This window comes from Pseudomonas sp. MBLB4136, assembly GCF_051904765.1.
Lineage (GTDB): Bacteria > Pseudomonadota > Gammaproteobacteria > Pseudomonadales > Pseudomonadaceae > Aquipseudomonas.
The window spans coordinates 4,275,410-4,301,975 of record NZ_CP196713.1 but is presented as its reverse complement, the minus strand read 5'-3'; the positions used below and the strand labels follow the sequence as shown (position 1 = coordinate 4,301,975).

At 67.7% G+C, this 26,566-nt stretch carries 24 protein-coding genes; 10 read left to right on the top strand and 14 right to left on the bottom strand.

Annotation, left to right across the window (positions count from 1 at the left end):
* Window positions 1-199: 199 nt before the first annotated feature.
* Window positions 200-706 carry a YgjP-like metallopeptidase domain-containing protein gene (locus ACSX1D_RS19750; protein ID WP_439860083.1) on the top strand — a complete coding sequence of 169 codons (507 nt, stop codon included), beginning with the start codon at window positions 200-202 and terminating at the stop codon, window positions 704-706.
* Between the two features lie 4 nt (window positions 707-710).
* On the opposite strand, the gene ACSX1D_RS19745 is transcribed toward ACSX1D_RS19750, so the two are convergent.
* Window positions 711-944, bottom strand: a complete 234-nt coding sequence (locus ACSX1D_RS19745; protein ID WP_439860082.1) for a DUF2789 domain-containing protein — start codon at window positions 942-944, stop codon at window positions 711-713.
* Window positions 945-1,054: 110 nt separating this feature from the next.
* On the bottom strand, window positions 1,055-1,537 hold the full coding sequence (locus ACSX1D_RS19740; protein ID WP_439860081.1) for a GreA/GreB family elongation factor: 483 nt from the start codon (window positions 1,535-1,537) through the stop codon (window positions 1,055-1,057).
* Between the two features lie 148 nt (window positions 1,538-1,685).
* On the opposite strand from ACSX1D_RS19740, the gene ACSX1D_RS19735 reads away from it, so the two are divergent.
* The gene (locus ACSX1D_RS19735; RefSeq protein WP_439860080.1) at window positions 1,686-2,543 is read left to right on the top strand and encodes an HDOD domain-containing protein; all 858 of its coding nucleotides are present in this window, start codon (window positions 1,686-1,688) and stop codon (window positions 2,541-2,543) included.
* On the opposite strand, the gene yccS is transcribed toward ACSX1D_RS19735, so the two are convergent.
* Window positions 2,540-4,738, bottom strand: a complete 2,199-nt coding sequence (gene yccS / locus ACSX1D_RS19730; protein WP_439860079.1) for a YccS family putative transporter — start codon at window positions 4,736-4,738, stop codon at window positions 2,540-2,542. The genes ACSX1D_RS19735 and yccS overlap by 4 nt on opposite strands.
* A gap of 202 nt (window positions 4,739-4,940) precedes the next feature.
* Between yccS and ACSX1D_RS19725 the strand changes: the two genes are divergently transcribed.
* From ACSX1D_RS19725 to ACSX1D_RS19695, 7 genes are all read left to right on the top strand, one after another.
* On the top strand, window positions 4,941-6,398 hold the full coding sequence (locus ACSX1D_RS19725) for an NfeD family protein (protein WP_439860078.1): 1,458 nt from the start codon (window positions 4,941-4,943) through the stop codon (window positions 6,396-6,398).
* Window positions 6,399-6,400: 2 nt separating this feature from the next.
* A complete protein-coding gene (locus tag ACSX1D_RS19720) occupies window positions 6,401-7,153 on the top strand; it encodes a slipin family protein (RefSeq protein ID WP_439860077.1) in 753 nt (250 codons plus the stop codon).
* Window positions 7,154-7,212: 59 nt separating this feature from the next.
* The gene (locus ACSX1D_RS19715) at window positions 7,213-7,800 is read left to right on the top strand and encodes a TetR/AcrR family transcriptional regulator (RefSeq protein ID WP_439860076.1); all 588 of its coding nucleotides are present in this window, start codon (window positions 7,213-7,215) and stop codon (window positions 7,798-7,800) included.
* Between the two features lie 50 nt (window positions 7,801-7,850).
* Window positions 7,851-8,552, top strand: a complete 702-nt coding sequence (locus ACSX1D_RS19710; RefSeq protein ID WP_439860075.1) for a glutathione S-transferase family protein — start codon at window positions 7,851-7,853, stop codon at window positions 8,550-8,552.
* Entirely contained in the window at window positions 8,549-9,238 is a 690-nt protein-coding gene (locus ACSX1D_RS19705) for a glutathione S-transferase N-terminal domain-containing protein (protein WP_439860074.1), read from the top strand. Before ACSX1D_RS19710 ends, ACSX1D_RS19705 begins: the two co-directional genes overlap by 4 nt.
* A gap of 169 nt (window positions 9,239-9,407) precedes the next feature.
* Window positions 9,408-10,529: an alanine dehydrogenase gene (gene ald / locus ACSX1D_RS19700; RefSeq protein WP_439860073.1), complete on the top strand. Its 1,122-nt coding sequence runs from the start codon at window positions 9,408-9,410 to the stop codon at window positions 10,527-10,529.
* Window positions 10,530-10,673: 144 nt separating this feature from the next.
* Complete coding sequence (locus ACSX1D_RS19695; RefSeq protein WP_439860072.1) at window positions 10,674-11,327, top strand: intradiol ring-cleavage dioxygenase; 654 nt, start codon at window positions 10,674-10,676, stop codon at window positions 11,325-11,327.
* Window positions 11,328-11,339: 12 nt separating this feature from the next.
* Here ACSX1D_RS19695 and ACSX1D_RS19690 read toward each other — a convergent pair whose 3' ends face one another.
* The 3 genes from ACSX1D_RS19690 to ACSX1D_RS19680 all read right to left on the bottom strand — a co-directional run bounded on the left by ACSX1D_RS19690 (window position 11,340) and on the right by ACSX1D_RS19680 (window position 14,965).
* Window positions 11,340-13,178 carry an SLC13 family permease gene (locus ACSX1D_RS19690; protein WP_439860071.1) on the bottom strand — a complete coding sequence of 613 codons (1,839 nt, stop codon included), beginning with the start codon at window positions 13,176-13,178 and terminating at the stop codon, window positions 11,340-11,342.
* Window positions 13,179-13,252: 74 nt separating this feature from the next.
* The gene (locus ACSX1D_RS19685; RefSeq protein ID WP_439860070.1) at window positions 13,253-14,437 is read right to left on the bottom strand and encodes an NAD(P)/FAD-dependent oxidoreductase; all 1,185 of its coding nucleotides are present in this window, start codon (window positions 14,435-14,437) and stop codon (window positions 13,253-13,255) included.
* 75 nt (window positions 14,438-14,512) lie between these two features.
* Window positions 14,513-14,965 (bottom strand): DUF302 domain-containing protein, encoded by a 453-nt coding sequence (locus ACSX1D_RS19680; protein ID WP_439860069.1) that lies wholly within the window; start codon window positions 14,963-14,965, stop codon window positions 14,513-14,515.
* Window positions 14,966-15,104: 139 nt separating this feature from the next.
* On the opposite strand from ACSX1D_RS19680, the gene ACSX1D_RS19675 reads away from it, so the two are divergent.
* The gene (locus ACSX1D_RS19675) at window positions 15,105-15,854 is read left to right on the top strand and encodes a substrate-binding periplasmic protein (protein ID WP_439860068.1); all 750 of its coding nucleotides are present in this window, start codon (window positions 15,105-15,107) and stop codon (window positions 15,852-15,854) included.
* Window positions 15,855-15,856: 2 nt separating this feature from the next.
* On the opposite strand, the gene ACSX1D_RS19670 is transcribed toward ACSX1D_RS19675, so the two are convergent.
* The 8 genes from ACSX1D_RS19670 to betA all read right to left on the bottom strand — a co-directional run bounded on the left by ACSX1D_RS19670 (window position 15,857) and on the right by betA (window position 26,503).
* On the bottom strand, window positions 15,857-17,092 hold the full coding sequence (locus tag ACSX1D_RS19670) for a diguanylate cyclase domain-containing protein (RefSeq protein WP_439860067.1): 1,236 nt from the start codon (window positions 17,090-17,092) through the stop codon (window positions 15,857-15,859).
* Between the two features lie 41 nt (window positions 17,093-17,133).
* Complete coding sequence (gene dbpA, locus ACSX1D_RS19665; protein ID WP_439860066.1) at window positions 17,134-18,513, bottom strand: ATP-dependent RNA helicase DbpA; 1,380 nt, start codon at window positions 18,511-18,513, stop codon at window positions 17,134-17,136.
* A gap of 110 nt (window positions 18,514-18,623) precedes the next feature.
* A complete protein-coding gene (locus ACSX1D_RS19660) occupies window positions 18,624-19,955 on the bottom strand; it encodes a TldD/PmbA family protein (RefSeq protein ID WP_439860065.1) in 1,332 nt (443 codons plus the stop codon).
* Window positions 19,955-21,397: a TldD/PmbA family protein gene (locus tag ACSX1D_RS19655; RefSeq protein WP_439860064.1), complete on the bottom strand. Its 1,443-nt coding sequence runs from the start codon at window positions 21,395-21,397 to the stop codon at window positions 19,955-19,957. The genes ACSX1D_RS19660 and ACSX1D_RS19655 overlap by 1 nt, the downstream gene beginning before the upstream one ends.
* A gap of 188 nt (window positions 21,398-21,585) precedes the next feature.
* Complete coding sequence (locus ACSX1D_RS19650; protein WP_208707265.1) at window positions 21,586-22,530, bottom strand: choline ABC transporter substrate-binding protein; 945 nt, start codon at window positions 22,528-22,530, stop codon at window positions 21,586-21,588.
* 37 nt (window positions 22,531-22,567) lie between these two features.
* Complete coding sequence (locus tag ACSX1D_RS19645) at window positions 22,568-23,449, bottom strand: ABC transporter permease (protein WP_208707264.1); 882 nt, start codon at window positions 23,447-23,449, stop codon at window positions 22,568-22,570.
* A gap of 1 nt (window position 23,450) precedes the next feature.
* A complete protein-coding gene (locus ACSX1D_RS19640; RefSeq protein WP_439860063.1) occupies window positions 23,451-24,647 on the bottom strand; it encodes a quaternary amine ABC transporter ATP-binding protein in 1,197 nt (398 codons plus the stop codon).
* A gap of 173 nt (window positions 24,648-24,820) precedes the next feature.
* Complete coding sequence (betA, locus tag ACSX1D_RS19635) at window positions 24,821-26,503, bottom strand: choline dehydrogenase (RefSeq protein WP_439860062.1); 1,683 nt, start codon at window positions 26,501-26,503, stop codon at window positions 24,821-24,823.
* Window positions 26,504-26,566: the final 63 nt, after the last annotated feature.

The following is a 26,566-nucleotide window of genomic DNA, read 5'->3' as shown; positions in this document are numbered from 1 at the left end:
TTCAGTTTTTGGAGCGTGCGTACCATCTCTGTGAATTGGTCCACCCTTTGGCGCGCGCGAATCGACCGCGCAAGGGGGCTGCTCGGTGATCGGGGGCCTCGCCCAGCTGGCTTCAGGCGACGAACGGTAGGCCTGCGGGTCGGTGCTGCGGCATACTCCGCGGCCCCGATCCATCCCAGCGAGCAACCGGGCCGCGGCCATGACTCCACTGAAATACCTCCAGGGCTATCCCGCGCAGTTGCTCGAGCAGGTGCGCCAGCTGATTGCCGAAGAGCGTCTGGGCGATTACCTGAGCCGGCGTTATGCCGGTCGTCATGCGGTGCAGAGTGACAAGGCGCTGTACGCCTACACCGTGGCGCTCAAGCAGGAACACCTGCGCAATGCGCCGGCGCTGGACAAGGTGCTCTACGACAACCGCCTGGACCTGACCCACCGCGCCCTGGGCCTGCACACGGCGATCTCGCGGGTGCAAGGCGGCAAGCTCAAGGCCAAGAAGGAGATTCGCGTCGCCTCGCTGTTCAAGGAGGCGGCGCCGGAGTTTCTGCAGATGATCGTGGTGCACGAGTTGGCGCACCTGAAGGAGTCCGAGCACAACAAGGCCTTCTACCAGTTATGCGAGCACATGCTGCCCGGCTATGGCCAGCTGGAGTTCGACCTGCGTCTGTACCTGACCTGGCGCGAGCTGTCGGCGGCCAAGCCCGGCTGAGCGCTCAGCCGCGCAGCATCACGTTGAGCTGATCGACCACCTCGGCCCAGTCGGCGTCCTCGAGGATCTCCTCGCGCAGGAAGGTCGCCTGGGCCGGACTCCAGAAGGCGGCGTCGGCGAGTTTGCAGGTCGGCGCCAGCGGCGAGTGGTTGCGCACGAAGCGATCGATGCTGGCCTGATCTGCGGGCAACCCGAGTTGCTTGAACAGGGACGGAAGACTGTGGATGGGGCTTTCCATGACGAGTACCTCTGCTCGGTGGATAAGGCGCCGATGGGGCGCCGGCCAGCGCACAACCATGCTCCTATCAGCCTAGCGCAGATCGCGGCCGGCCTGGCCTGCGCTCCGGCTCAGACGACCCGCAGTACCTCGAAGTGCTGCACGCCGCCGGCGATGCGCAGCTCCACCTCATCGCCCGGGCCGCAGCCGAGCAGGCGCTGCCCCAGGGGCGCGCGCGGGCTGACCAGCATTACCTCCTGTCCCAGCCACTGAAGCTTCAGGCCGGCACCGTCCGGGCCGAGCAGCAGGCATTGTTCGCGCTCCCGGGCATCGGCCAGCCAGACCAGGGCGCCGAGCTGGATGCCCTGCAGCGGGTCGAAGGGGCGCAGGGTCAGTTGCTGCCAGGCGCTCAGGCTCTGGCGGATCTCCTGCGCCCGGCGTGCCTGGCCGGTCGCCAGGTAGGAGGCCTCCAGGCCGAGGGTGTCGTACTTGTTCTCGGCGATGTTCTGTTCGTCGGTGGCCGCCTCGTAGGCGCTCAATGCGGCGCGCTGCGCCAGCTCCAGAGCGGCCTGCAAGCGTTCGATAATCAACGGGTGAAGCGTGTTCTTGTCCATCGACGACTCACAAGGTGCGGCGGGGAAAGGCGGATTATCCGCGTGGCAATGCTCGCTGGCAAAAGTCGGGGAGCGCTCCGGGCTCAGGAAAGCCGCGCAATAGAAAGGTCGCTTGGCTACACTCCGGGCGATACCGGGGGAAGTCATCATGGAAACCGTACAGTCGGACTATTCGGTCTATCGCGACCTGATCACTCAGCTGATGAGCGATCAGGAGCAGCTGCCGAGCCTGCCGACCCTGACCTGGAAGATCCGCCGCGCGCTCGCGGAGCCTGAGGTCAGCATCAGCCAGTTGGTCGAGCTGATCGGTCAGGATCCGGCGCTCAGCGCCCTGCTGATGAAGTATGCGTCCAGCGCCTTGCTGCGCTCGCGCATGGCGCCGCGGAACCTGCTGGATGTGTTGCGGGTGCTCGGCCTGCAGCAGGTGGACCGCGTGGTGATGGTGCACAGCGTCAGAAGCCTGTTCACCCTGCACAGCGCCGAGCACAAGCAGCTGTTCCTCGAGGCCTGGCATCGGCTGACTCTCAAGGCCAGCATCTGCGCCTTTCTCGCCCGGATGGTCGGGCGCATCCCGGCGGACCATGCGGTGCTGGCGTGTCTGCTCAGCGAGGTTGGCTCGCTGGCCGTACTGTCGGCATTCAAGAGCAAGGAACTGGTGCCCAGCCAGGAGCGCTATTACAAGTTGTGCCGGGCCTACAGCAAGTCGCTGGGAGTCATGCTGCTGAAGAAATGGGCAGTGGACGAGGCCTATGTGCAGATCATCCGTGATGCCGGCAATTGGACCCTGCAGCGGCAGCGGCAGATCGAACTGATCGACCTGGTCAATCTGGGCTTGTACCACACGGTCAAGGACACCAACCCCGCCGCCGACTTGCCGCCGCTCAGCGAGCTGGTGGGCTTCAGCAAACTGACTCCACCCGCTGATGAGATGGATGAGGACGGCTGCCTCTCGCTGGTCAGCCAGCACTGGGACGAAATCCACAGCATCGCCGCGGCGCTGCGTTAGCGGCCCACCCACTTCGCCGTGCTGTCGCCGCGGCCCTTGAGCAGGTGGGCGGCGAGGGTGCGCAGCGGGCCGAGCTGCCGGCAGATCAGCGCCAGTTGGGTCTGCACCAGGCGCTGCTGGTCATCGAGTTCCTCCGGCAAGCGCTCCAGCTCGGCGGCGAGCTGCTCCTCGGCATCGCTGTGGATCGCCACCGCTCGGCCGTCACCGAGCTCGCCGGCGATTTCATCCAGGCTGCTGGCCAGGCGTTCGGCGCTGCTCAGCAACTGGTTCTGGCCATCGGCCAGGAGCATCTCTCCCCGGTGTGCGCCGAGTCCCGAGAGGTAGCTCAGCAGGGTGTGCGAGAGCACCAGGAAGCGAAAGCCGATGTCCGCCTCCTTGCGGAAGTGCCCGGGCTCCATGAGCATGTTGCCCAGGGTGGTGGACAGCGCCGCGTCGGCGTTGTGGGCATTGCGCCGCGCCAGGCGATAGGCCAGGTCGTCGCGCTTGCCGCTGGCGTACTGCTGGATGATCTGGCGCAGGTAGGTGCTGTTGCAGCTCAGGGTGTTGGCCACCATGCGGTCCAGTCGCCGGCCCTGCCAGTCCGGCAGGATCAGGAACACCGCCAGGCCGGCGATCAGGCTGCCGAGCAGGGTGTCGACCAGGCGCGGGATGATCAGGCCATAGCCGTCGCCGACCTGGTTGAAGCAGAACAGTACCAGCAGGGTGATCGCCGCCGTGGCCAGGGTGTAGCGGTTGCTGCGGGTGGCGAAGAAGGCCACCCCGGCGGCCACGGCGATGAACGATTGCACCATCGGATTGGGGAACAGGTCGAACAGCGCCCAGCCAAGCACCAGGCCCAGGACCGTGCCGGCGATGCGCTGCACCAGCTTGCGCCGGGTGGCGCCGTAGTTGGGCTGGCAGACGAACAACGTGGTCAGCAGGATCCAGTAGCCCTGGGCCGGGTGTATCCAGTGCAGCAGGCCGTAGCCGGCGGCCAGGGCAATGGCCAGGCGCAGGGCATGGCGGAACAGCAGGGAGGTCGGCGTCAGCTGTTGGCGCAGGCGTTCGGCCACGTCCTTCAGCGACTGCGGTTCGCGGTCCAGCAGGCTGCTGTCCTGTTCTTCGGCCAGGGCGTCTGGGTTGCTGGCATTGCCGAGCAGCCGGTCGAGGGTGGCGAGGTTGCCGGCCAGGGCTTGCAGCGAGCGCAGCAGGTGGCGCCAGGCCGGGTTGCTCTGCAGGCGCAGGTGGTCGAGGGAGGCGTGCAGGTCGGCCAGCGCCTGGGAGCACAGCTCGCGGTACTCGAAGGCCTGGCGCAGTTCGATGGCCTGGGCCAGTCGTTCACAGGCCTCGCCGTGCAGGCGCAGCAGGCGCTGGCAACGGAACAGCACGTCGCTGTGGAAGAACGCCTCGGCCAGTTCGTTGTAGGGGTAATGGGAGGAGCTGGCGCGCTCGTGGATGTCCTGGGCGAGGAAGTACAGCTTGAGGTAGCGGCCGACCTTGGCGTTCGGCCGGTCATTGCCGACCCGGTGCAGGATGATTTCCTTGGTGGCGTTCAGCGCGGCCACCACCTGGCCATTCTGTTTGGCCAGGGCCAGTCGGCGCTGCTCCACATCAAGCTGGCGCAGCGGCTCGAACAGTGCGGCCTTGAGCTTGAGGTAGCGACCCAGCTCGCGAAACAGCCGGGCCAGGCTGTGCTGCACCGGCTGATGGGCGAACAGCGCGTTCCAGATCACCGAGAGCAGGCCGTACCAGGCGGCGCCGGCCACCAGCAGCAGCGGTTCCAGGCCGAAGCCGACGCTGCCGCCGCGCTGCTCCACGCCGATCATGCTGTAGATCGCCAGAATCAGGGTGGCCCAGCCGAGGGTGGCGAAACGCTCGCCGAGGGCGCCGAGCATGGTCAGGGCGAAGCTCGACAGGGCCAGGGCGGCGACGAACAGCCAGGGGTAGGGGAACAGCAGTTCCACCGTGTAGGCCGCCGCGCTGAAGCAGCCGAGGGTCACCAGCAGGGCGGTGAGCCGGCCCTGCCAGCTGTCGTCGGTTTCCGCCAGGGCGCTGGCGATCACCCCGAGGAACAGCGGGATCAGCGCGTGCATCCAGCCCTGCGACCAGCACAGCAGCAGGCTGCCGCCCAGGGCGATGAACACCCGCAGGCTGTAGCTGAACTTGTCCAGCGCCCAGAGACGACGCAGGGAGTGGCGCAGGGAGGGAGACGACATCGATGAACGGCCTTGTCCGTGAGACTTGCGTCGAAGACTACTGGAATAGAGCGATCGGCGGCACTCCCTCGACGCCAGAGCGCATGCCAGGCACGGGCGCCAGGCGACGCGGCGGCCTGGGATGAACCATGGACTATCCTCTAGGCAGGCAGTCGCGCCTCATGCCTGAGGCATCACCGTGGCGGCTGTCATGGAGAGGACCGTGAAGTTTTCCGCGACGTTGGCGTCGGCGCGCCGTGTATGCCTGGCCCTAACCCTGTTGCTGGTGCCGACCTGGCTGAATGCGGCTCCCGCCCTGGTGGTGGAGCTGCGCGTCGATGGCGCGATCGGCCCGGCCAGTGCCGACTACCTGGTGCGCGGGCTGGCGCGGGCGGTGGACGAGGGCGCGCAGCTGGTGGTGATCAGCATCGACACTCCCGGCGGCCTGGATACCTCGATGCGCGACATCATCAAGGCGATACTCGCCAGTCCGATTCCGGTCGCCAGCTATGTCGCGCCGAGCGGCGCGCGGGCGGCCAGCGCCGGCACCTATATCCTCTACGCCAGCCATATTGCGGCCATGGCGCCGGGAACCAATCTCGGCGCGGCGACGCCGGTGCAGATCGGTGGCATGCCCGGCTCGCCGTCGCCGAAACCGGAGCAGCCGGAGGCGAGCAAGGAAAGCGAACCGGCCACTCAGCCCGACAAGCAGGAACAGGCCGATAAGGCGGAAAAGGCGAAGAAGGCGGAAAAGGCCAGCGCGCCGACCGATACCCTGAGCAAGAAACAGATCAACGATGCCTCGGCCTATATCCGCGGCCTGGCGCAGATGCGCGGGCGCAACGCCGAGTGGGCCGAGCAGGCGGTGCGCGAGGCGGTCAGCCTGTCCGCGGCCGAAGCGCTGCAGCTCAAGGTGATCGACTACCTGGCCAACGACCTGGCGCACCTGCTCGAGCAGCTGCACGGCAAGCGCTTTACCGCCGCGGGCGTCGAGGTCACCCTGGACACCGAGGGCGCCGTGCTGGTCAGCCACGAGCCGGACTGGCGCACCCAGTTACTGGCGGTGATCACCAACCCCAGCGTGGCGCTGCTGCTGATGATGTTCGGCGTCTACGGCCTGTTTTTCGAATTCTCCAACCCGGGTACCGGAGTCGGCGGCGTGCTCGGCGGAATCTGCCTGATCCTGGCGCTCTATTCGCTGCAGCTGCTGCCGGTGAACTACGCCGGCGTGGCGCTGATCCTGCTGGGCATCGCCTTCATCGCCGCCGAGGCCTTCATGCCGAGTTTCGGCGTGCTGGGCATCGGCGGGATCGTCGCGTTCTGCTTTGGTGCGCTGATCCTGATCGATACCGATGTGCCCGGTTTCGGCATCCCCCTGGCGCTGATCCTGACCCTGGGACTCACCAGCGGCCTAGTGATCTTCGTCATTCTGAGCATGGCCCTGCGCGCCAGGCGCCGCGCCCTGGTCGGGGGCGACACCGAGCTGCTCGGCAGCCTGGTACGGATCGACGCCGTGGCGCCGGACAACCTGCGCGGCGGCTGGGTGCAATTGCAGGGTGAGAAGTGGCAAGTGGTCAGCCAGGTGCCGTTGCAAGCCGGCCAGCAGGTGCGGGTGCTGGGGCGCAAGGGTTTGATGCTGGAAGTCGCGGCGGCCGAAGAGGCACCGCCCAAAGGAGAGTAACCATGGGTTTCGAACTGAGTTTTTCCGCCTTGGCGGTGCTGCTGATCGCCCTGCTGGTCTCGGCGTTCCGCATCCTGCGCGAGTACGAGCGCGGCGTGGTGTTCCAGCTGGGGCGCTTCTGGCGGGTCAAGGGCCCCGGCCTGATCATCATCATCCCCGGCATCCAGCAGATGGTGCGCGTCGACCTGCGGACCATCGTCCTGGACGTGCCGACCCAGGACGTGATCTCCCGGGATAACGTCTCGGTCAAGGTCAATGCCGTGGTGTACTTCCGCGTGCTCGACCCGCAGAAGGCGATCATCCAGGTCGAGGACTTCCTCAAGGCCACCAGCCAGCTGGCGCAGACCACCCTGCGCGCGGTGCTCGGCAAGCATGAGCTGGACGAGATGCTGGCCGAGCGCGAGCGGCTCAATGTGGATATCCAGCATGTGCTCGATGCGCAGACCGACGCCTGGGGCATCAAGGTGGCCAATGTCGAGATCAAGCACGTCGACCTCGACGAGTCGATGATCCGCGCCATCGCCAAGCAGGCCGAGGCCGAGCGCGAGCGGCGGGCCAAGGTGATTCACGCCGAGGGCGAGCTGCAGGCCTCGGAAAAGCTCATGCAGGCCGCCGAGATGCTCGGTCGCCAGTCGGGCGCCATGCAGCTGCGCTACATGCAGACCCTGAGCAATATCGCCGGGGACAAGAGCTCGACCATCGTCTTTCCATTGCCGGTCGAGCTATTCCAAGGCATCAAGATGCCCAAATCCTAGGGTTCATATCGACTATAGTCTGGGTTGCAATTAAGGACCGTTCGGTCCTTAATTGGCCCATGAATCCTGGACGACCCAAATCCTTCTGCCCCGAGCAGGCCCTGGAGTGCGCCATGCAGCTGTTCTGGCGGCGTGGCTACGAGGCCGCGTCGTTGCAGGAGCTGCAGCAGGCGACCGGCCTGTCGAAGAGCAGCCTGTACCAGACCTACCCCAGCAAGCAGGCCTGGTTCGAGGCGGCGTTCAACCACTACTGCCAACAGCGCCAGGCCGAGCTGCTCGCGTTGCTCGAGCGCAGCCCCTCGCCCCTGGGCTATATCCGCCAGCGGCTGCTCGGGGTGCTCGACGATCAGGGCGTCGACGGGGTGCCGCGCGGCTGCATGCTGGTCAACGTGGCCAACGAGTTCTCCCAGCGCGAGCCTGGCGTGGCGCTGACCGTGCGGCGGGCTACCGAGGGGTTCTGTCAGGTCTTCTGCCAGGCGCTGCGGCAGGCCCAGGCCTGTGGCGAGCTCGGCGCCGAGGCCGATGTCGAGGCCCTGGGCGACTACCTGCAGTGCGTGATGAGCGGCCTGCGTACCCAGGTCAAATCCGGGCTGCCGCCGGCCAGTATCGAGGCCACGGTGCGCCTGGTGATGCGCAGCCTTGCCTGATTTTTCGTTCTATTCAGGAGCCGTTCGGCTTCACCTTTAAGGAGATGAGCATGCGTGAGCTCTTCGAGCTGCGCGGGGTCGCCCCCGAGCTGCTGTTTTCCCCCTACTGCTGGCGCGTGCGCCTGGCCCTGCTGCACAAGGGACTGGAGTTCCACAGCCGGCCGTTGTGCTTCACCGACAAGGCGCCGCTGGCCTGCTCCGGGCAGCAGCTGGTGCCGGTGCTGCGCGATGGCGACAGCGTGGTGCACGACAGCGTGGCGATCTTCCAGTACCTGGACCGCGCCTATCCCGAACGCCCCCTGCTGGGCACTGGCGAGGCGCAGAGTCGGGCGCGACTGCTCGAGCGGGTGATCTTCCAGGCGCTGCGCATGCCGCTGCTGAAGATCCTCGTGCCGCGGGTCCACGCGGTGATCGCGCCGGCTGACCAGGCGTATTTCCGCAGCACCCGCGAGAAGGCTCTGGGCATGAGCCTGGAGGCCTTCGCCGATCCCGAGGCGGGCACAGCGCAGCTGCGTCAGGCGCTGGCGCCGCTGGAGGCCTGGCTGGCCGATCAGCCCTACCTGGACGGCGACAGCGCCGGCGGTAGCGACTACCTGGTCGGCGGCCTGTTCTTCTGGGCCTGGTGCCTGGGCACCCAGCCCTGGGCCACGGAGTCTCATGTCGGGGCCTGGTTCCAGCGTCTGTTGCAGGGCTACGAGCGCGCCTGCGGAGCGGTGAAGCGGGCCGAACCGGGCGGACAGGCGGCGGTATGATCGATCTCTACTACTGGACCACGCCGAACGGCCACAAGGTCAGCATCTTCCTCGAGGAAAGCGGCCTGGAGTACCGGATCAAGCCGGTGCACATCGGCAAGGGCGAGCAGTTCGACCCGGACTTTCTCAAGATTGCGCCGAACAACCGCATCCCGGCCATCGTCGACCACAGCCCGGGGGATGGCGGCGAACCCATCGCCTTGTTCGAGTCGGGGGCGATCCTCGAGTACCTGGCGGACAAGATCGGGCAGTTCCTCCCGCGCGAGGCGCGGGCGCGCTATCAGGTGCTGCAATGGCTGCACTGGCAGATGGGCGGGGTCGGGCCCATGGCCGGGCAGAACCACCATTTCGTGCGCTACGCGCCGGAGTCGATCCCCTATGCCATCGAGCGCTACGTCAAGGAGACCGCGCGCCTGTATGGCGTACTCGATCGTCAGCTCGCCGGGCGAGAGTACGTGGCTGGCGCCTATTCGATCGCCGACATGGCCATCTATCCCTGGGCCAAGGGCTGGGAGGCGCAGCGCCAGCGTCTGGAGGACTTCCCGCACATGGCCGCCTGGCTCGCGCGCATGGCGGCGCGGCCAGCGGTGCAGCGCGCCTATGCCCTGGCCGCTGAGGTCAACCGCGACCCGGATGCCTTGCGTACCGCCGAGGCGCGCAAGCTGCTGTTCGGCCAAGGCAACTGAGGCGCCAGTAGGACCGTCCGGCAGCGGGCGGCCTTCGCCAGTGTCGATCTGCCGTAAAAACAGAAATTTCAGGAAATACTCCTGAAAAGCGCGGCCAATTCAGACCGGCTCCGGGCGCGCGTTGCCTAGACTTTTCCTATGGTCATCCGGTTTCCGCCTGGAGGTAGTTATGCGCATCGGTGTTCCCAAGGAAATCAAGAATCACGAGTACCGCGTCGGCCTGACACCGCAGTCGGTGGCCGAGCTGACCGTGCTGGGGCATGAGGTGCTGGTCGAGACCCATGCCGGCAGCGCCATCGGCTTCAGCGACGCCGACTACCTGGCGGTCGGCGCGCAGATCGCCAAGGATGCGGCCCAGGTGTTCAACGAGGCGCAGATGATCGTCAAGGTCAAGGAGCCGCTGGCGGTCGAGCGCGCCCGGTTGCGGCCAAACCACACGCTGTTCACCTACCTGCACCTGGCGCCCGATCGGCCGCAGACCGACGAGCTGATGGCCAGCGGTGCCACCTGCATCGCCTATGAGACCGTGACCGACGCCAACGGCCGCCTGCCGTTGCTGGCGCCGATGTCGGAGGTGGCCGGGCGCATGTCGATCCAGGCCGGCGCCAGCTGCCTGGAGAAGGCCCGCGGCGGCCGCGGCGTGCTGCTTGGCGGGGTGCCGGGCGTGGCCCCGGGCAAGGTGGTGATACTCGGCGGCGGGGTGGTCGGCAGTCATGCCCTGGCCATGGCCGTCGGCCTGGGCGCGGACGTCACCGTGCTGGACAAGAGCGTCGATGCCCTGCGCCGCCTGGATGCCCAGTACGGCAACCGCATCACCACCCTCTACTCGACTCGCACCGCCCTGCGCGAGCAGGTGCTGGCGGCCGATCTGGTGATCGGCGGGGTGCTGATCCCCGGTGCGGCGGCGCCGAAGCTGGTCAGTGCCGAGATGATCAGGCAGATGCAACCGGGCGCGGTGCTGGTCGACGTGGCCATCGACCAGGGCGGCTGCGCGGAGACCTCCAAGGCCACCACCCATGCCGACCCCACCTATGTGGTCGATGAGGTGGTGCACTACTGCGTGGCCAACATGCCCGGCGCGGTGGCGCGCACCTCGACCCTGGCGCTGAACAACGCGACCCTGCCGTTCGTCATCGCCCTGGCCGAAAAGGGCACGCGGCGTGCCCTGGAGGAGGACCCGCACCTGTGCAACGGCCTCAACGTGGCCAAGGGCCTGATCACCTGCGGCAGCGTCGCCGAGGCCCATGGCCTGGCGTACCACTCGGCCACCAGCGTGCTGGAGCACCTCTAGCCCGAGCGCTCGGTCGCCCGCCGCCTGGATGGCGGGCGGCGCCGCGGCCCCTTCTCGGTTGCGCGGTTCGGCCGTCCTGTTGTCACGCCCCCGCCAAGCCCGGCTAATCTCTAGTGCAGGTATTGGCTCATGGGAGAGCACGGCATGGGCAATGGGTGTATCAGTCGGCGCCGGCTGCTGGCCGGCATGGGCAGCGCCGCCTTGTTGCTCGGTGCGCCGGGGGCCTTCGCCGAGCGTCTGCTGACCCCGGCACAGACCCTTGGCCCCTTCTATCCCGACCCGTTGCCGCTGGACCGGGACAATGACCTGCTGATCGTCGGCGACAACCTGACGCCGGCCAGCGGCACCGTGGTGCATCTGCACGGGCGGATTCGCGATGCGCGCGGCCGGCCCCTGGCCGATGCCCTGGTGGAGATCTGGCAGGTCGACGCCCACGGCATCTACCTGCACAGCCAGGGCGGCGACCGTGCGCGGCGCGATGGGAACTTCCAGGGTTACGGCCGCTTCCTCACCGGCAGCGACGGTCGCTACCGCTTCCGCACCATCCGCCCGGTGGCCTACCCGGGGCGCACGCCGCATATCCACTTCGCCGTCACCCTGCCGGGGCAGCCGCGCTTTGCCACCCAGTGCTATATCCGTGGCGAACGCCTGAACGCCCGCGACGGCATCCTCAACTCGATCGGCGACCCCAGGCTGCGCGAGCTGTTGATCGTGCCATTCGTGCCGGTGGCCGGCTCGGTGGCGCGCGAGCAGGTGGCCCGCTTCAATATCGTCCTCGGCGTGACGCCGACCGCCTGAGCGCCGGTCGCGTCAGAGCGGCCAGACCAGCAGTAGCAGCGGCACGCTGACCACTACCACGAGGATTTCCATCGGCAGGCCGAGGCGCCAGTAGTCGCCGAAGCGGAAGCCGCCCGGGCTGAGGATCAGGGTGTTGTTCTGGTGGCCGATGGGGGTGAGGAACGAACAGGACGCGCCGATCGCCACCGCCATCAGCAGCGAGTCGGGGCTGACTCCCAATTGGCTGGCCGCGCTCAGGGCGATCTGGCACATCACCGCGGCGGTTGCGGCATTGTTCATGAAGTCCGACAGGGTCATGGTCACCACCAGCAGCAGAGTCAGCACCACCACTGGGTTGCCCTGGGCGACGTGCTCCATCAGCAGGCGCGCCAACAGGTCGGCGGCGCCGCTCTCGGACATGGCCCCGGCCACCGGAATCATGGCGCCGAGCAGCACGATCACCGGCCAGTCGATGGACTGGTAGAGCAGGCGCAGGGGGACGATCCGCGCCACCATGAACACCAGCATGCCGGCGGCGAAGGCCACCGCCGCCGACAGCACGCCGAATGCGGCGAGCACCACCGCCAGCAGCATCACCCCGGCGGCCAGGCCCGCCTGGCCCGGGTTGGGGATGCTGATGGCGCGGTCGGCCAGGGGCACGCAGGCATAGTCACCGGCGAAATCACTGATATCGCTTGCCTCGCCCTGCATCAGCAGCACGTCGCCGCGCTCGAACTGGGTTGAGCGCAGGCGCTTGATCGAACGGTGGCTGTGCCGTGAGATGGCCAGCAGGTTGATGTTGTAGCGATGGCGCAAGCGGATATTGCTCGCCGCCAGGCCAAGCAGCGGAGAGTCCGGGCGTACCAGCAGCTCCTGCAAGACGCGCTCTTCATGGCTGCTGTCTTTTTTCTCGTCGGCTTTATTCTTTTCCGGCGTTGCCTGGGCAGCGTTGCCGTCCTGATCAGCCGCCTTGTTGTCGGCTTTCTTCGCCGCGGCCAGGGTCAGCCCCAGCTTGCTGAGCACGTCGCCGAGGGCCTCCGGCTCGGCCTCGATCATCAGCACGTCGTCGGCCTGGAGGATGCGCCGCGGGTTGGGTGCCGACAGGCGCAGCTTGTTGCGCACCATGCCCACCACCTGGGCGTCGGCTTCCTCAAGCAGCTGCTCGACCTCGCGCAGGCTCTTGCCTACTGCCTTGGCGCCTTCCTTGACCCGGGCCTCGGTAATATAAGTCCCCGTATCAAAGCCGGCCGCGCCGGCCACTTCGCGCCGCGGCACCAGGCGCCAGCCGACCAAGGCGATGAACAGCACGCCGGTCAGCGCCACGGCGACTCCTACCGGGCTGAAGTCGAACATGGCGAAGGGCCCGGCACCGCTCTGTGCACGGAAGCTGGAGACGATCAAGTTAGGCGGCGTGCCGATCAGCGTGGTCATGCCGCCCAGGATGGTGCCAAAGGCCAGGGGCATCAGCAGGCGACCGGGGGGCAGCTCTTGTTTGCTGGCGATCTTCAAGGCGATCGGCATCAGCAGGGCGAGGGCGCCGACGTTGTTCATGAAGGCCGACAACACCGCGCCCAGCCCGGTCAGGGCGGCGATCGACAGCATCGGTCCGGCATTGGCGGGCAATATCCGCTGCGCCATGGCGTCGACCGCCCCGGTTCTTTGCAGGCCGAAGCTGAGTACCAGCACGCAGGCCACGGTAATCACCGCCGGATGGCCGAAGCCGACGAAGGCCTGCTGATCCGGCACCAGGCCGGTGATCACGCAGGCCAGCAGCGCGCCGAGGGCAACTATGTCGTGACGCCAGCGGCCCCAGAGGAACAGGCCCATGGTGGCGGCGAGGATGGCGAAGATCAGTCCTTGGTCTTGGGTCATGCGGGCGAACGATCCTTGGAAGGAGGCGAGTGGGGTGGAGTCAGCCTAGCTGCGCCGGGATGGCGGGGTATGGCTCAGACATACTGCGCCGCCGCGTAACCCGAGGCCCAGGCCCACTGGAAGTTGAAGCCGCCGAGGTGGCCGGTGACATCGAGCACCTCGCCGATGAAATACAGGCCCGGGCTCTTCAGCGACTCCAGGGTCTTGGACGACACCTCGCGGGTGTCGATGCCGCCCAGTGTCACCTCGGCGGTGCGATAGCCCTCGGTGCCGGCCGGTACCAGGCGCCAGTCGGCGAGCCTCTCGGCGATGGCCCTGAGCTCGGCGGGGCTGTACTGCTTCAGCGGCTTGGAAACGAACCAGCTGTCGGCCAGCAGGCCGGCCATCTTCTTGGTGAACAACTCGGCGAGCAGGGTCTTCAGCTCGCTGTTCGGTCGCGCCGCCTGCTGGGTGGCCAGCCAGTCCGGCAGGTCGATATGCGGCAGTAGGTCGATGCTGATGCTGTCGCCCGGCTGCCAGTAGGAGGAAATCTGCAGAATCGCCGGGCCGCTGAGGCCACGGTGGGTGAACAGGATGTTCTCGCGAAAGCTCTGGCCGTTGCAGCTGACCAGGCAGTCTTCCACCGAGGTGCCGGACAGCTCCGTGCACAGTGTCTTCAGTTGCGGGTCGGTGATGGTGAACGGCACCAGCCCGGCGCGGGTCGGCAACAGCTGGTGGCCGAACTGCTTGGCCACCTGATAGCCGAAGCCGCTGGCGCCCAGGGTGGGGATCGACAGGCCGCCGGTGGCGATCACCAGCGACTGGCAGGCGACCTGGCCGGCGCTGGTCTGCAACTGGTAGCCGCTGTCCACTCGGGCGACCTCGCTGACCGAGGTCTGCAGGCGCAACTCGACGCCGACCTCGGCGCATTCGGCCAGGAGCATCTCGAGGATGTCGCTGGACTTGTTGTCGCAGAACAGCTGGCCGAGCTTCTTCTCGTGGTAGGGCACGCCGTGCTTGGCCACCAGGCCGATGAAGTCCCACTGGCTGTAGCGGGCCAGGGCCGACTTGCAGAAATGCGGGTTCTCGGAGAGGAAGTTGCCCGGCTCGCAGTACATATTGGTGAAGTTGCAACGTCCGCCGCCGGACATCAGGATCTTCTTGCCGGCCTTGTTGGCGTGGTCCAGCAGCAGCACCCGCCGGCCGCGCCCGGCGGCGGTCAGCGCGCACATCAAACCGGCGGCGCCGGCGCCGATAATCACCACATCCGTCACTTGCACAGCCACTTCCCCACAACCCGACTGGCGCCGCCAGCGCGGAACCGAACAGCGTGCATCTTACCCGATGGCCGCGCTTCAGGGCGTGACGACCGACGTGGCGATGTCCGCTAGGGCCTTGCTCAACTTGCCGACCACCGGGCACTGCGCGATCCCATGCCGTTCGGCAATATGGGCGGGGTCGTTGTAGCCGAGCCAGACCCGGGCCGCGGCATCCTCCCAGACCAGCGCCTTGAGCGGCAGGTCGATGCCGGCGCTCTGCGCGCACTGCAGCAGCGGCGTGCCGCCCTGGGGGTTGCCGAAGATCAGCAGTTCGGTGGGACGCAGCGGCTGGCCGACCTTGGCGGCGCCGGCGGCGTGGTCGATCCGGGCGAAGACCAGCAGCCCGCGCTGCTTTACGGCGAGCTCCAGGCGGTTCATGGTATCGGCGGCGCTGTGCGGGCTGGGCAGCACCACCAGTCCGTCGGCGGCCTGGGCGAGCAGGCTGCACAGCAGCAGGGCGAGGCTCGACAACGATCGCAGGCTGTTCATCGGCGGTTCCTCGCGGATGGGATGGCGTTGCCGGGGCGGTGGGCAATGGCCAGGCGGGCGCCACGACGAGACCCAGGCCACAGGTGTTTTCGTGCGTGATGACTAGTATTGACCAATGTTTCGCTATGGATAGCCCGTTATGACAGGTTTGCGCGTCTGTTGTCTGTCGCTGCTGTTGCTGGCCTGGTCCGGCCTGGCCTGGTCCGCCGGGGCCGCGGAGCGGCTGCGCCTGGTCGCCAGCCACTGGCCGCCGTTCAACGACCAGGAGCTGCTCAACCATGGCCTGGCCTCGGACCTGGTCGAGACCGCGTTCAACCGTGCCGGCTATGCCACCGACTATGTGGAGGTGCCCTGGGCCCGAGCCGTGCGCGGCCTGCGCCTGGGCGACTACGACGTGTTGATCAACGCCTGGTACAGCGAGGAACGCAGCGCCTTCGGTTACTTCTCCCGGCCGTTTATGGTCAATCGCATCCGCCTGCTGCGACGCAAGGATCGCCCGCTGCAGTTCGACACGCTGGCCGATCTCTATCCCCATCGCATCGCGGTGATGCGCGACTACGCCTATTCACCGGCGTTCGACCAGGACGGGCGACTGCGCAAGGTCAAGGTCAGCAGCTTTCTCAGCGGCGCGCGCATGGTCCATGCCAGGCGGGTGGAGCTGATGCCGGAGGACGAGATAGTCGCGCGCTACCATTTCGGTCGCGAGCTGCGGGACATCCGCGATGATCTGGAGTTCGTCGCGCAGCCGCTGAGCGAGAACGGCCTGCATGTCCTGGTGGGGCTCGGTCGCCCCGATCATCAGCGCATCGCCGAGGCGTTCAACCGCGCCATCGAGGCGATGCGCGCCGATGGCAGTTATGCGGCCATCTTCCGGCGCCACGGCCTGTAGCGCTACTGCCAGACTGTCAGGCCGCGGCCCTGGTGCTTGGCGCGATACAGGCGCTGGTCGGCCTCGTGCAGCAGGCTCTCCAGGCTGGCCCCCGCGCCCTGGCTGACCCCGGCACTGAAGGACAGCGGCGGCGCGCCAGCGCTGTAAGGCAGCCCGGCGCAGCGCACACGCAAGCGGTTCAGGCCTTGGGCCAGGTCGGCAGCGTCCTGCTGGCTGAGCAGGGCGAACTCTTCGCCGCCGAGGCGCGCGAGCAGGGCGTCGGGAAAGGCCTCGAGGAAGGCGCCGGCGAAGGCGACCAGGGCGGCGTCGCCGCTGGCGTGGCCGTGCTGGTCGTTGATGCGCTTGAAGTAGTCCAGATCGATCATCGCCACGCTTGGCGCGCGGCCGGCGCGCTGCGCCTGCTGCAGCTGACCGACGCTCTGCTCGTAGAAGGCCCGGCGGTTGTTCAGGCCGGTCAGCGCATCGTACTGCGCGGCCTGCTTGAGCGCGCGCAGCAGGTCGCGCCGCTCCAGGGTCGAGATCACCCGGCAGTTCAGCTCTTCCGGGCAGAACGGCTTGCGCAGGAAGTCGTCGGCGCCGTGCTTGATGAACTTGGCGCTAAGCGAACCCTTGGCGTCGGCGGACAGGCCGATGATGATCAGCTCGTGGCGCTTCATCTGCTGGCGCAGCAGCTTGACCAGCTCGAAGCCGCTGAGCCCGGGCATGCTGTGGTCGACCACCAGCAGGTCGATATCCGGCTGCGCCTGGAGGATGCGCAGGGTCTCGTCGCCGTCGCGGGCGTCGAGCAGCTGGAAGCGGTGCGGCGCCAGCACATGGCGGATGTACTGGCGGGTGGCGTCGGAGTCCTCGGCGACGAGGATCTTCACCCGGCTGTTGCTTTCCAGGCGGTGCAGCAGGCGGAAGGCGTACTCGTAGGAGTGCTGGCTCTCCTTGAGCACGTAGTCGACCACCCCCTTGAGCAGCAGCTGGTCACGCCGCTGTTCGTCATACGAGCCGCTGAGCACGATGCACGGCAGGCCATAGTGCATCACCAGGTCGACGCTCTCGCCGTTCGGCGCATCCGGCAGGTGCAGGTCGACGATGGCGGCGAAGAACAGGCTGGCGGAGCTCTCCAGCATGACCTGGGCCTCGGCCAGCGAGGCGCAGAACAGCGGCTGCAGCTCGGGTTCCTGACGGAACAGGTGCTGGAGGATCTTCAGTACCAGCGGACTGTCTTCGATGACCAGAATGTTGCGCACGATCAACTCCTGTAGCGGGTGCGGCCGCGGTTGGTCGGGGCTCAGAGTGCGCGTACGCGCAGCGAACGACCCTTGATCTTGCCGTCGGTGAGGCGCTTGAGCGCCTGCTTGGCGATGCCGCGCTCGACCGCGACCAAAGCCTGGTAGTCGAAGAGGGCGATCTTGCCGACCTGGGTGCCGGGAATCCCGGCCTCGCCGGTGAGGGCGCCGAGGATGTCGCCGGGGCGCAGCTTGTCCTTGCGCCCGGCGCCGATGCACAGGGTGATCATCGGCGGTTGCAGCGGCTCGCCGGCCTGTGCCTTCAGGCTGTCCAGCGGGTGCCAGGTCAGCGCGCCTTTCTGCAGGGTCTCCACGGCCTGGGCGCGGTGCGCCTCGGCCGGTGCCACCAGGCTCACCGCCAGGCCCTTGGCGCCGGCACGGCCGGTGCGACCGACGCGGTGGATATGGGTCTCCGAGTCGCGCGCCAGCTCGACGTTGATCACCATGTCCAGGGCGTCGATGTCCAGGCCGCGGGCGGCTACGTCGGTGGCCACCAGCACCGACAGGCTGCGATTGGCGAACATCGCCAGGACCTGATCGCGGTCGCGCTGCTCGAGGTCGCCGTGCAGCGCCGCGGCGGAGATGCCGCGGCCGCCCAGGTGATCGACCACTTCCTGGCACTGCTGCTTGGTGAAGCAGAAGGCCACGCAGGATTCGGGGCGGAAGCTGGCCAGCAGCTTGACCACCGCGTCCAGGCGCTGCTCCGGGGCGATCTCGTAGAAGCGCTGTTCGATCTGGCTGTCGTCGTGCAGGGCCTCGGCCTTGACCTGCTGCGGGTCGCGCATGAAAGCGGCGGACAGCTGCTTGATGGCCGCCGGGTAGGTGGCGGAGAACAGCAGGGTCTGGCGCCGGCTCGGGGTCTGATTGATGATCGCCGCGATGCTGTCGTAGAAGCCCATGTCGAGCATGCGGTCGGCCTCATCCAGCACCAGGGTGTTGAGCCCGTCGAGCTTCAGGGTGCCCTTGTCCAGGTGCTGCTGCACCCGCCCCGGGGTGCCGACGATGATCTGCGCGCCGTGTTCCAGGGAGCCGATCTGCGGGCCGAAGGGCACGCCACCGCAGAGGGTCAGCACCTTGATGTTGTCGCCGGCGCGGGCCAGGCGGCGAATCTCCTTGGCCACCTGGTCGGCCAGCTCGCGGGTCGGGCACAGCACCAGGGCCTGGCAGCCGAAGTAGCGAGGGTTCAGCGGATGCAGCAGGCCGATGCCGAAGGCCGCGGTCTTGCCGCTGCCGGTCTTGGCCTGGGCGATCAGGTCCAGGCCCTTGAGCATCACCGGCAGGCTCTGCGCCTGGATCGGCGTCATCTGTGCGTAGCCGAGGGACTCGAGGTTGGCCAGCATGGCGGCGGACAGCGGCAGGGAGTTGAAGGCGGTGGACGTCACGGTTGGAACCTGCGAAAGAACGAAATGGCGCGCAGTGTAACAGGCGCGGCCGGCTAGGCGCGGTGCCGCTGGCCGCGCCGGCCCGACGGCGGACGCCGCGAGGCCCAGCGCTACAGGGTCAGGGTCAGGCCGCCGAGCAGGGCACCGGGTAGCAGGGTCGAGCCGTTGTGGCGCTGCTGGTAGGTGCTGGTGGACAGGCTCAGCTCGCGTTCGCGGGTCAGCGCCTCGAGCTGGCTGCCGAGCAGGCGATAGAGGCTGTCGTCGAAGCGCATGCTGGTCAGCGGCCCCTGGATGCGGCCGTCCTCGACCCAGAAGCAGGCGAAGCGGGTCATGCCGGTGATCCGCGCGGCGGGCCGGTCGGAGTAGTTGAGGTACCACAGGTTGCCGATATACAGGCCGCGGCCGAGGCGTTCGAGAACCTGTTCCTGGGGCAGATCGCCGCCGGCCATCGCCAGGGCGGACGGCGCCTCCCAGGGGCTGGCGCCATTGGCCGGCAGGTCGTACTCGGCGGCGCTGCGGGCGCTGACCAGGCTTTCCTCGGCCAGGCCGGCGCGGATCAGGCACAGGTCGCGGCGCACAAAGCCCTCGCTGGAGAAACCGGGGAGCAGCGAGTCGCTGACCTGCTCGTGCAGGTGCAGCAGCGGGCTGAGCCGGGCCTCGCCGCTGTGCAGGCGCTGCAGCGGGCTGTCCTTCTCGGCCAGGGCCTGGGCGGAGAACCCGCCCCAGGCCAGCAGCTCGAGGAGCTCCTGCAGCGCGGCGGGGGCCAGGTAGGCGCGGTAGTCGCCGGGCGCCAGGGTGCGCGGAGGCAGGCCCAGGTAGGCCAGTTGTTCCTGCCCCTGGCGCAGGCGCTCGGCGAAGGCGTCGGCCTGCCAGTGCTGGCCGGCGTACTGCGCCTTGAGCGCCTGGCCGTTGCCGTGGAACAGGCTCCAGTCGAGGTTGAAGCTGCTCGCCTGGTGCCAGCCGAAGGCCCCGCTGGAGCTGGCGAAGCCGCGGCTGATGGGGCCGGCGGCGTAGAAACCGACCAGGTCGAGGCCGGCGGCCTGGCGCGTCACCTCGGCGATCACCTCGGCGCTGTCGGGCAGGGTCTCGAGCCGCTGGGCCTGGCTGTGCCAGGGCTCGCGGTTGAACTGCAGGTAGGGATCGGCTGGCAGCAGGGGCAGGATCGCGCGCAGCTGCCGCACGGCCTCGCCCAGGCGCTGGCGGTCGACCTGCGGCACGCCGCTGAGGCTCAGCTGCTGCTCGGCATGGCGGCCGTGGTGGATCAGCTGCAGGTTCAGGCTGGCCTGCCGCACCTGGCCGGCCTGGCGCACTCTGGCCTGGTTGAAGCGGACGAAGTCGGAGCACTCGGCGCTGTAACCGAGGCTGAACTCCTCGTCGGCGAGCAGGGCGCCGCCCAGCCACTGACTGAGGGCCTCGAACTGGCTGAGGGCGTGATCGTTCATCAGCTGGCTCCGCCGAATACGTCGACCGCGGCGAACACGCAGGCCGGGGTGGCGTGGCCGACCCGCACCACCTGATTCGGCTCGCCTTTGCCGCAGTGCGGGGTGCCCAGCACCTCGACGGTGCTGGCGTCGCCGACCGCCCTGAGCGAGCGCCAGAACTGGCTGGAGACACCGCGATAGTTGGGATTCTTGACCACCCCACGCAGCTCGCCGTGCTCGATCAGCTGGCCCCACTCGCAGCCGAACTGGAACTTGTTGCGCGCATCGTCGATGGACCAGGAGCGGTTGCTGGCCATCAGGATGCCCTGCTCGATGCCGCCGATCAGCTGCGCCAGGCTGTGGTTGCCCGGCTCGATGTTGAGGTTGGCCATGCGGTCGATGGGGGGGCGGTTCCAGCTGCTGGCGCGGCTGTTGGCCACCCCCGGCAGGCCGCTGCGCAGCTGCGACAGGGCGCCGCCCAGGGGGCGCAGCAACAGCCCGTCGCGGATCAGCAGGGTCTTGCGCGCCGGGCTGCCGTCGTCGTCGAAGGCGTAGCTGGCCAGCTCCTCGGCAGGCGTCGGGTCGAAGCTCACGTTGAGCAGCCGCGAGCCGTACTGCAGGCGGCCGAAATCCTCGGCCTTGACGAAGCTGGTGCCGGCGAAGTTGCGTTCGTCACCGAGGATGCGGTCCAGCTCCAGGGGGTGGCCGATGGACTCGTGCAATTGCAGGATCATCTGGTCGGGCATCAGCAGCAGGTCGCGTGGCCCGCTGGGCGTGTTGGGTGCTAGCAGCAGCTGCAGGGCCTGGTCGGCGACCCGGGGTGCGGCGCCGACCAGGCCCAGGCGCGCGATCACCTCGGCGCCGCCCTGCTGGCCGAGGTGGGCGCCGCCGAGGTGGCGGGTCTGGCTGTCGCTGCCGTCGTAGGCGGTGACGCCGAGGTGCGGGTAGATGAAGCGCTGGGCCGAACTCAGCTCGGCGCCACTGTTGTTCAGGTAGAGCTGCTCGACCTCGCTGACCTGCAGGCCGACCCGCCAGGTGACCAGGCGCGGATCGCCCGGCACCGCCGCCGACTCGGCGGCGAGCAGCTGGTAGCACTCGGCGAGCGAGGGGAAGGGCTGGTCGAGGCCGGGCGAGCGGTAGTCGCCGCGGGCGCTGGAGGGTTCCAGCGTGCGCTGGTCGAGCAGGGCGCAGGACGCGAGGCGCCGGGCCAGTTCGGTCGCCTGCTCGAGGGCGGCCTGCAGGCCCTGGCGGGACAGGTCGCTGGTCGCCGCATAGGCCTCGACCCCCGCCAGGCGCACGCTGAGCATGGCGCCCTCGTCGCGGCTGAAGCGCGGCGGTTCGGCGATGTGCTTGCGCACCCACAGCTGGCGGTCGTCCTGGCGCACGTAGCGCAGCGACCAGTGCTCGGCCGCGCAGTGCAGTGCGGCGAAGTGGCGCTTGAGGGCGGCGAAGGCCTGGTACATGCGACGGTTCCTTGCACGGAGCGGCGCCGTTCAGGGCGGCAGTGGCGGATGGGTCGAGCCGATCAGACCTTCATCATGGCGCGAAGGCGCGGACCGCGACAAGTGCGGCGGCGTGCAGCGGTCGCAGGCGCCGCGCTGAAAGCAGAACGCCGCCCAAGTGGGCGGCGTTCTGGGGGAACGACGGAGCGTTACAGGCCGACGTGCTGCTTGACCGCGGCGACGCCATCCTTACCGTCATAGGTGGTGACACCGGCCAGCCACTTGTCGAGCATTTCCGGGTTGGCCTTGATCCAGTTCTTCGCCACTTCGACCGGATCTTCCTTCTCCAGCACTTTCTCCATCAGCTGGCTTTCGATCTCGACGCTGAACTGCAGGTTGTTCAGCAGCTTGCCGACGTTGGCGCAACGCGCCTCGTAGTCCGGGGTGACCACGGTGTAGACCTTGGCCGCGCCGTAGTCCGGGCCGAACACGTCATCGCCGCCGGCCAGGTAGGTGATGTCGTACTGGGTGTTCATCGGGTGCGGGGCCCAGCCGAGGAACACCACCGGCTCCTTCTTCTTCACCGCGCGCTGCACCTGGACCAGCATGCCGGCCTCGCTGGACTCGACCATGCGGAAGCCGCCCATGCCGAACTGGTCGCCCTTGATCATCTGTTCGATCAGCAGGTTGCCGTCGTTGCCCGGTTCGATGCCGTAGATCTTGCCGCCCAGCTGATCCTTGAACTTGGCGATGTCCTGGAAGCTCTTGAGGCCCGCTTCGGCGGTGTAGGTGGGGACCGCCAGGGTGTACTTGGCGCCTTCCAGGTTCGGCGTCGGCAGCACCTTGACGCCACCGTCCTTGGCGAAGGGCTCGATCACCGCGTCCATAGAGGGTGCCCAGTAGCCGAGGAACACGTCGATCTGGCCTTTCTGCACGCCGGTGAAGGCGATCGGTACCGAGGCCATGATCTTGCGTGGCTGGTAGCCCAGGCCTTCGGTGAGGGTCATGGCCACGCCGGTGGTGGCGGCGATGTCGGCCCAGCCGATCTCGGCGAAGCGCACCTGCTTGCAGCTTTCCGGTTCCTGGGCCCAGGCGTTCTGCACCAGGGCGCAGGACAGCAGGCCGAGGCTGGCGATGGTCTTGAGCTTGTTCATAAGCGATTCCTCTGGGGGTAGGTAGGGTGAAGGCTGGTCACTGGCGTTGAAAGCGCGCGTTTACCCAGCTGATCAGGCCGCTGCGTGGTGCGGTCTGCTTGGTGCCGAAGCTTTCGGTGATGCGGTCGAGGATGATCGCCAGCAACACCACGGCCATGCCGCTCTCGAAGCCCAGACCGATATCCAGGCGCTGGATGCTCGCCAGCACGTCGTTGCCCAAGCCGCCGGCGCCGACCATGGAGGCGATGATCACCATCGACAGGGCCATCATGATGGTCTGGTTGACCCCGGCCATGATCGACGGCATGGCGTTGGGCAGCTGCACCTTGAACAGCAGCTGGCGGCCGGTGCAGCCGAACGACTGGCCGGCCTCGACGATCTCCTTGTTGACCTGGCGGATGCCCAGGTTGGTCAGGCGCACGGCCGGCGGCATGGCGAAGATCACCGTGGCGATGATCCCCGGCACGCGGCCGAGACCGAACAGCATGGCCGCCGGGATCAGGTAGACGAAGGCCGGCATGGTCTGCATGAAGTCCAGCACCGGGCGGATGGTGGTGGCGACCCGCTCGCTGCGCGCGGCCCAGATACCCAGGGGGATGCCCAGCAGCAGGCTGATCAGGGTCGAGGAGAAGGTCAGGCCGAGGGTGACCACGGTCTGCTCCCAGAAGCCGGTCATGACGATGAGGATGAACGACACCGCGGTGAAGGCGGCGAAGCGCGCACCGATGCGCCACAGGCCGAGGCCGACGAAGATGGCGATCAGCAGCCAGGCCGGCGGCAGCATCAGCAGGGCTTCGACGCCCTCGGAGAAGCCGCTGACCACGCTGCCGATGCTGTCGAAGGCGCCGCTGTAGTTGTCCAGCAGGTGCTGGACCACGTCGTTGACCCAGCTGCCCAGGTCGAGTTTCTTGTCGCTCATGTCATTCTCCCTGCAGGCGGTTGAGCAGGCGGCCCTTGCTGATGGCGCCGCTGTAGAAACCGTTGGCGTCGATCACCGGGATCGGCCCCTCGTTGTCCACCAGGCGCTCGATCACCTGGTCCAGCGGCATGTCCTCGGCGACCGGCTCGACCTGCTTGAGCAGGTCCCGGCTCAGCTCGCGCGGGTTCACCCCGTCGACCATCAGGGCGATCTTCTCCAGGCTGATGGAGCCGCAGAAGCGCTTGTTCTCGTCGAGGACGAAGGCGTAGTGCTTGTCCTGGGCCTGCAGTTCCTGACAGATGGCCAGGGCGCATGGCGCCACGCCGTTATGCACGTAGGTGGGCACGCTGTCGGCCTTGAGCTGGCCGGCGGTGAGGTAGCGATTGGTGTCGACGGTGTCGAAGAAGTTGCGCACGTAGTCGTTGGCCGGGCTGTCGACCAGCTCCTGCGGGGTGCCGACCTGGATCAGCTTGCCGCCTTCCATGATGCCGATGCGGTTGCCGATGCGCATGGCCTCCTCGATGTCGTGGGAGACGAAGATGATGGTGCGCCGGTGGGTCTTCTGCAGCTCCAGCAGCACGTCCTGCATCTCGCGGCGCTTGAGCGGGTCGAGGGCGGAGAAGGCCTCGTCCATGATCATGATCGAGGGGTCCACGGCCAGGGCGCGGGCCAGGCCGACGCGCTGCTGCATGCCGCCGGACAGCTCGTGGGGGTACTTGTGGGCGAAGGTGTCCAGGCCGACCTGGGCGAGCACGTCCATGGCGCGCTTCTCGCGTTCCTTGCGGCCGACCCCGGCCACTTCCAGGCCGAAGGCGGCGTTGTCCAGCACGCTGCGCGAAGGCATCAGGGCGAAGGACTGGAAGACCATGCTCATGTCGCGGCGGCGCAGGTCGACCAGCTCGGCATTGGCCATCTTGGCCACGTTCTGGCCGTCGATGTAGACATCACCGGCGCTGGGCTCGATGAGGCGGTTGATCAGGCGGATCAGGGTGGACTTGCCCGAGCCGGAGAGGCCCATGAGGACGAAGATCTCGCCCTCCTCGACGCTGAAGGACACATCGCTGACGCCGATGACGGCGCCCTTCTCGGCAAGGATCTTGTCCTTGCTCCAGCCTTCCTTGAGCAGCTCGATGGCTTCCTGTGGGTTTTGGCCGAAGACCTTGTAGAGGTTCTCGACGACGATCTTTCCTGACTGCATTTGGGTAGGACCCTCTCTTATTAGAATTCAGTTCAGTTACTGGAACCCGGCGTGCGAGGCTGGGGGCGTGAGGTGCTATCGATAGTGCTTGCCTGTGTCGGTGGCTGTGGGGTGAGGTGGCGCGGCCAGCGCCGACGGGCGGTGGCCGCGACCGAGGTCGCCGGGGCGACCGTTTAGCGCTGGGCCGCTCGCCGTGCCGGGGCGCCGCCTGCGACGTAGTAGGGCGCGGTGCTGCGCGGCAGTGGGGTGCGGCCGCGGATTTTGTCGGCGATCTTCTCGGCCATCATGATGGTCGGCGCGTTGAGGTTGCCGGTGGTGATGATCGGCATGATCGAGGCATCGACTACGCGCAGGCCTTCCATGCCGTGCACCCGGCCCTGGCCGTCGACCACCGCCATGTCGTCCTCGCCCATCTTGCAGGAGCACGAGGGGTGGAAGGCGGTTTCCGCATGTTCGCGGACGAAGGCGTCCAGTTCCGCATCGCTGTTCACGTCGACACCGGGGCTAAGCTCGCGGCCGCGGTAAGGGTCGAGCGCCGACTGCGCCATGATTTCGCGGGTGATGCGGATGCCGTCGCGGAACTCCTGCCAGTCCTGTTCGGTGGCCATGTAGTTGAACAGGATGCTCGGATGCTGACGCGGGTCCTTGGATTTGAGGTGGACGCGGCCGCGGCTCGGCGAGCGCATGGAGCCGACGTGGGCCTGGAAGCCGTGTTCCTTGACCGCATTGCTGCCGTTGTAATTGATCGCCACCGGCAGGAAGTGGTACTGGATGTTCGGCCACTCGAACTCTTCGCGGCTGCGGATGAAACCGCCGGCCTCGAACTGGTTGCTGGCGCCGGTGCCCTTGCCGAGGAACATCCATTCGGCGCCGATCTTCGGCTGGTTCCACCACTGCAGCGCCGGGTACAGCGACACCGGCTGCTTGCAGGCGTACTGCAGGTACATTTCCAGGTGGTCCTGGAGGTTCTGGCCGACGCCGGGCAGCTCGTGCACCACCGGGATGTCCAGGTCGCGCAGCAGGGCGGCCGGGCCGACCCCGGAGCGCTGGAGGATCTGCGGCGAGGCGATGGCGCCACTGCACAGCAGCACCTCGCGGCGGGCATGCACGGTCAGCGGTGTGTCGCTGTTGCCGTGCAGGTAGGCGACGCCGATGGCGCGCTTGCCGCTGAACAGGATGCGGTCGGTGAGGGCATGGGTGATGATCTTCAGGTTCGGCCGGCCGCGGGCCTGGTCCAGGTAGCCGCGGGCGGTGCTGGCGCGCCGGCCCTGGGGGGTCACGGTGCGGTCCATCGGGCCGAAGCCTTCCTGCTGGTAGCCGTTGAGGTCGTCGGTGCGCGGGTAGCCGGCCTGCACCCCGGCTTCCATCATGGCCTGGAACAGCGGGTTGTTGCCGGTCTTCGGCGTGGTCACGCTGACCGGGCCGTCGCCGCCGTGGTAGGCATTGGGGCCGATGTCGCGGCTCTCGGCCTTGCGGAAGTAGGGCAGGCAGTCCAGGTAGGTCCAGTCCTCCAGGCCCTCGAGCTTGGCCCAGCCGTCGTAGTCCATGGCATTGCCGCGGATGTAGCACATGCCGTTGATCAGCGAGGAGCCGCCCAGGCCCTTGCCGCGACCGCACTCCATGCGGCGGTTGTTCATGTGCGGCTCGGGGTCGGTAACGTAGGCCCAGTTGTAGCGCCGGCCTTGCAGGGGAAAGGCCAGGGCGGCAGGCATCTGGGTACGGAAGTCGAGGCGGTAGTCGGGGCCGCCGGCTTCCAGCAGCAGCACGCTGACGTCGGCATCCTCGGTCAGGCGGGTGGCCAGCACGTTGCCGGCCGAACCGGCGCCGATGATGATGTAGTCGAATTCTTGGGACATATGACCTTCCTGCGTAGGGTGGATTGGGCCGGGCCCTCATCCACCATGGCGGATCTGCAGTGG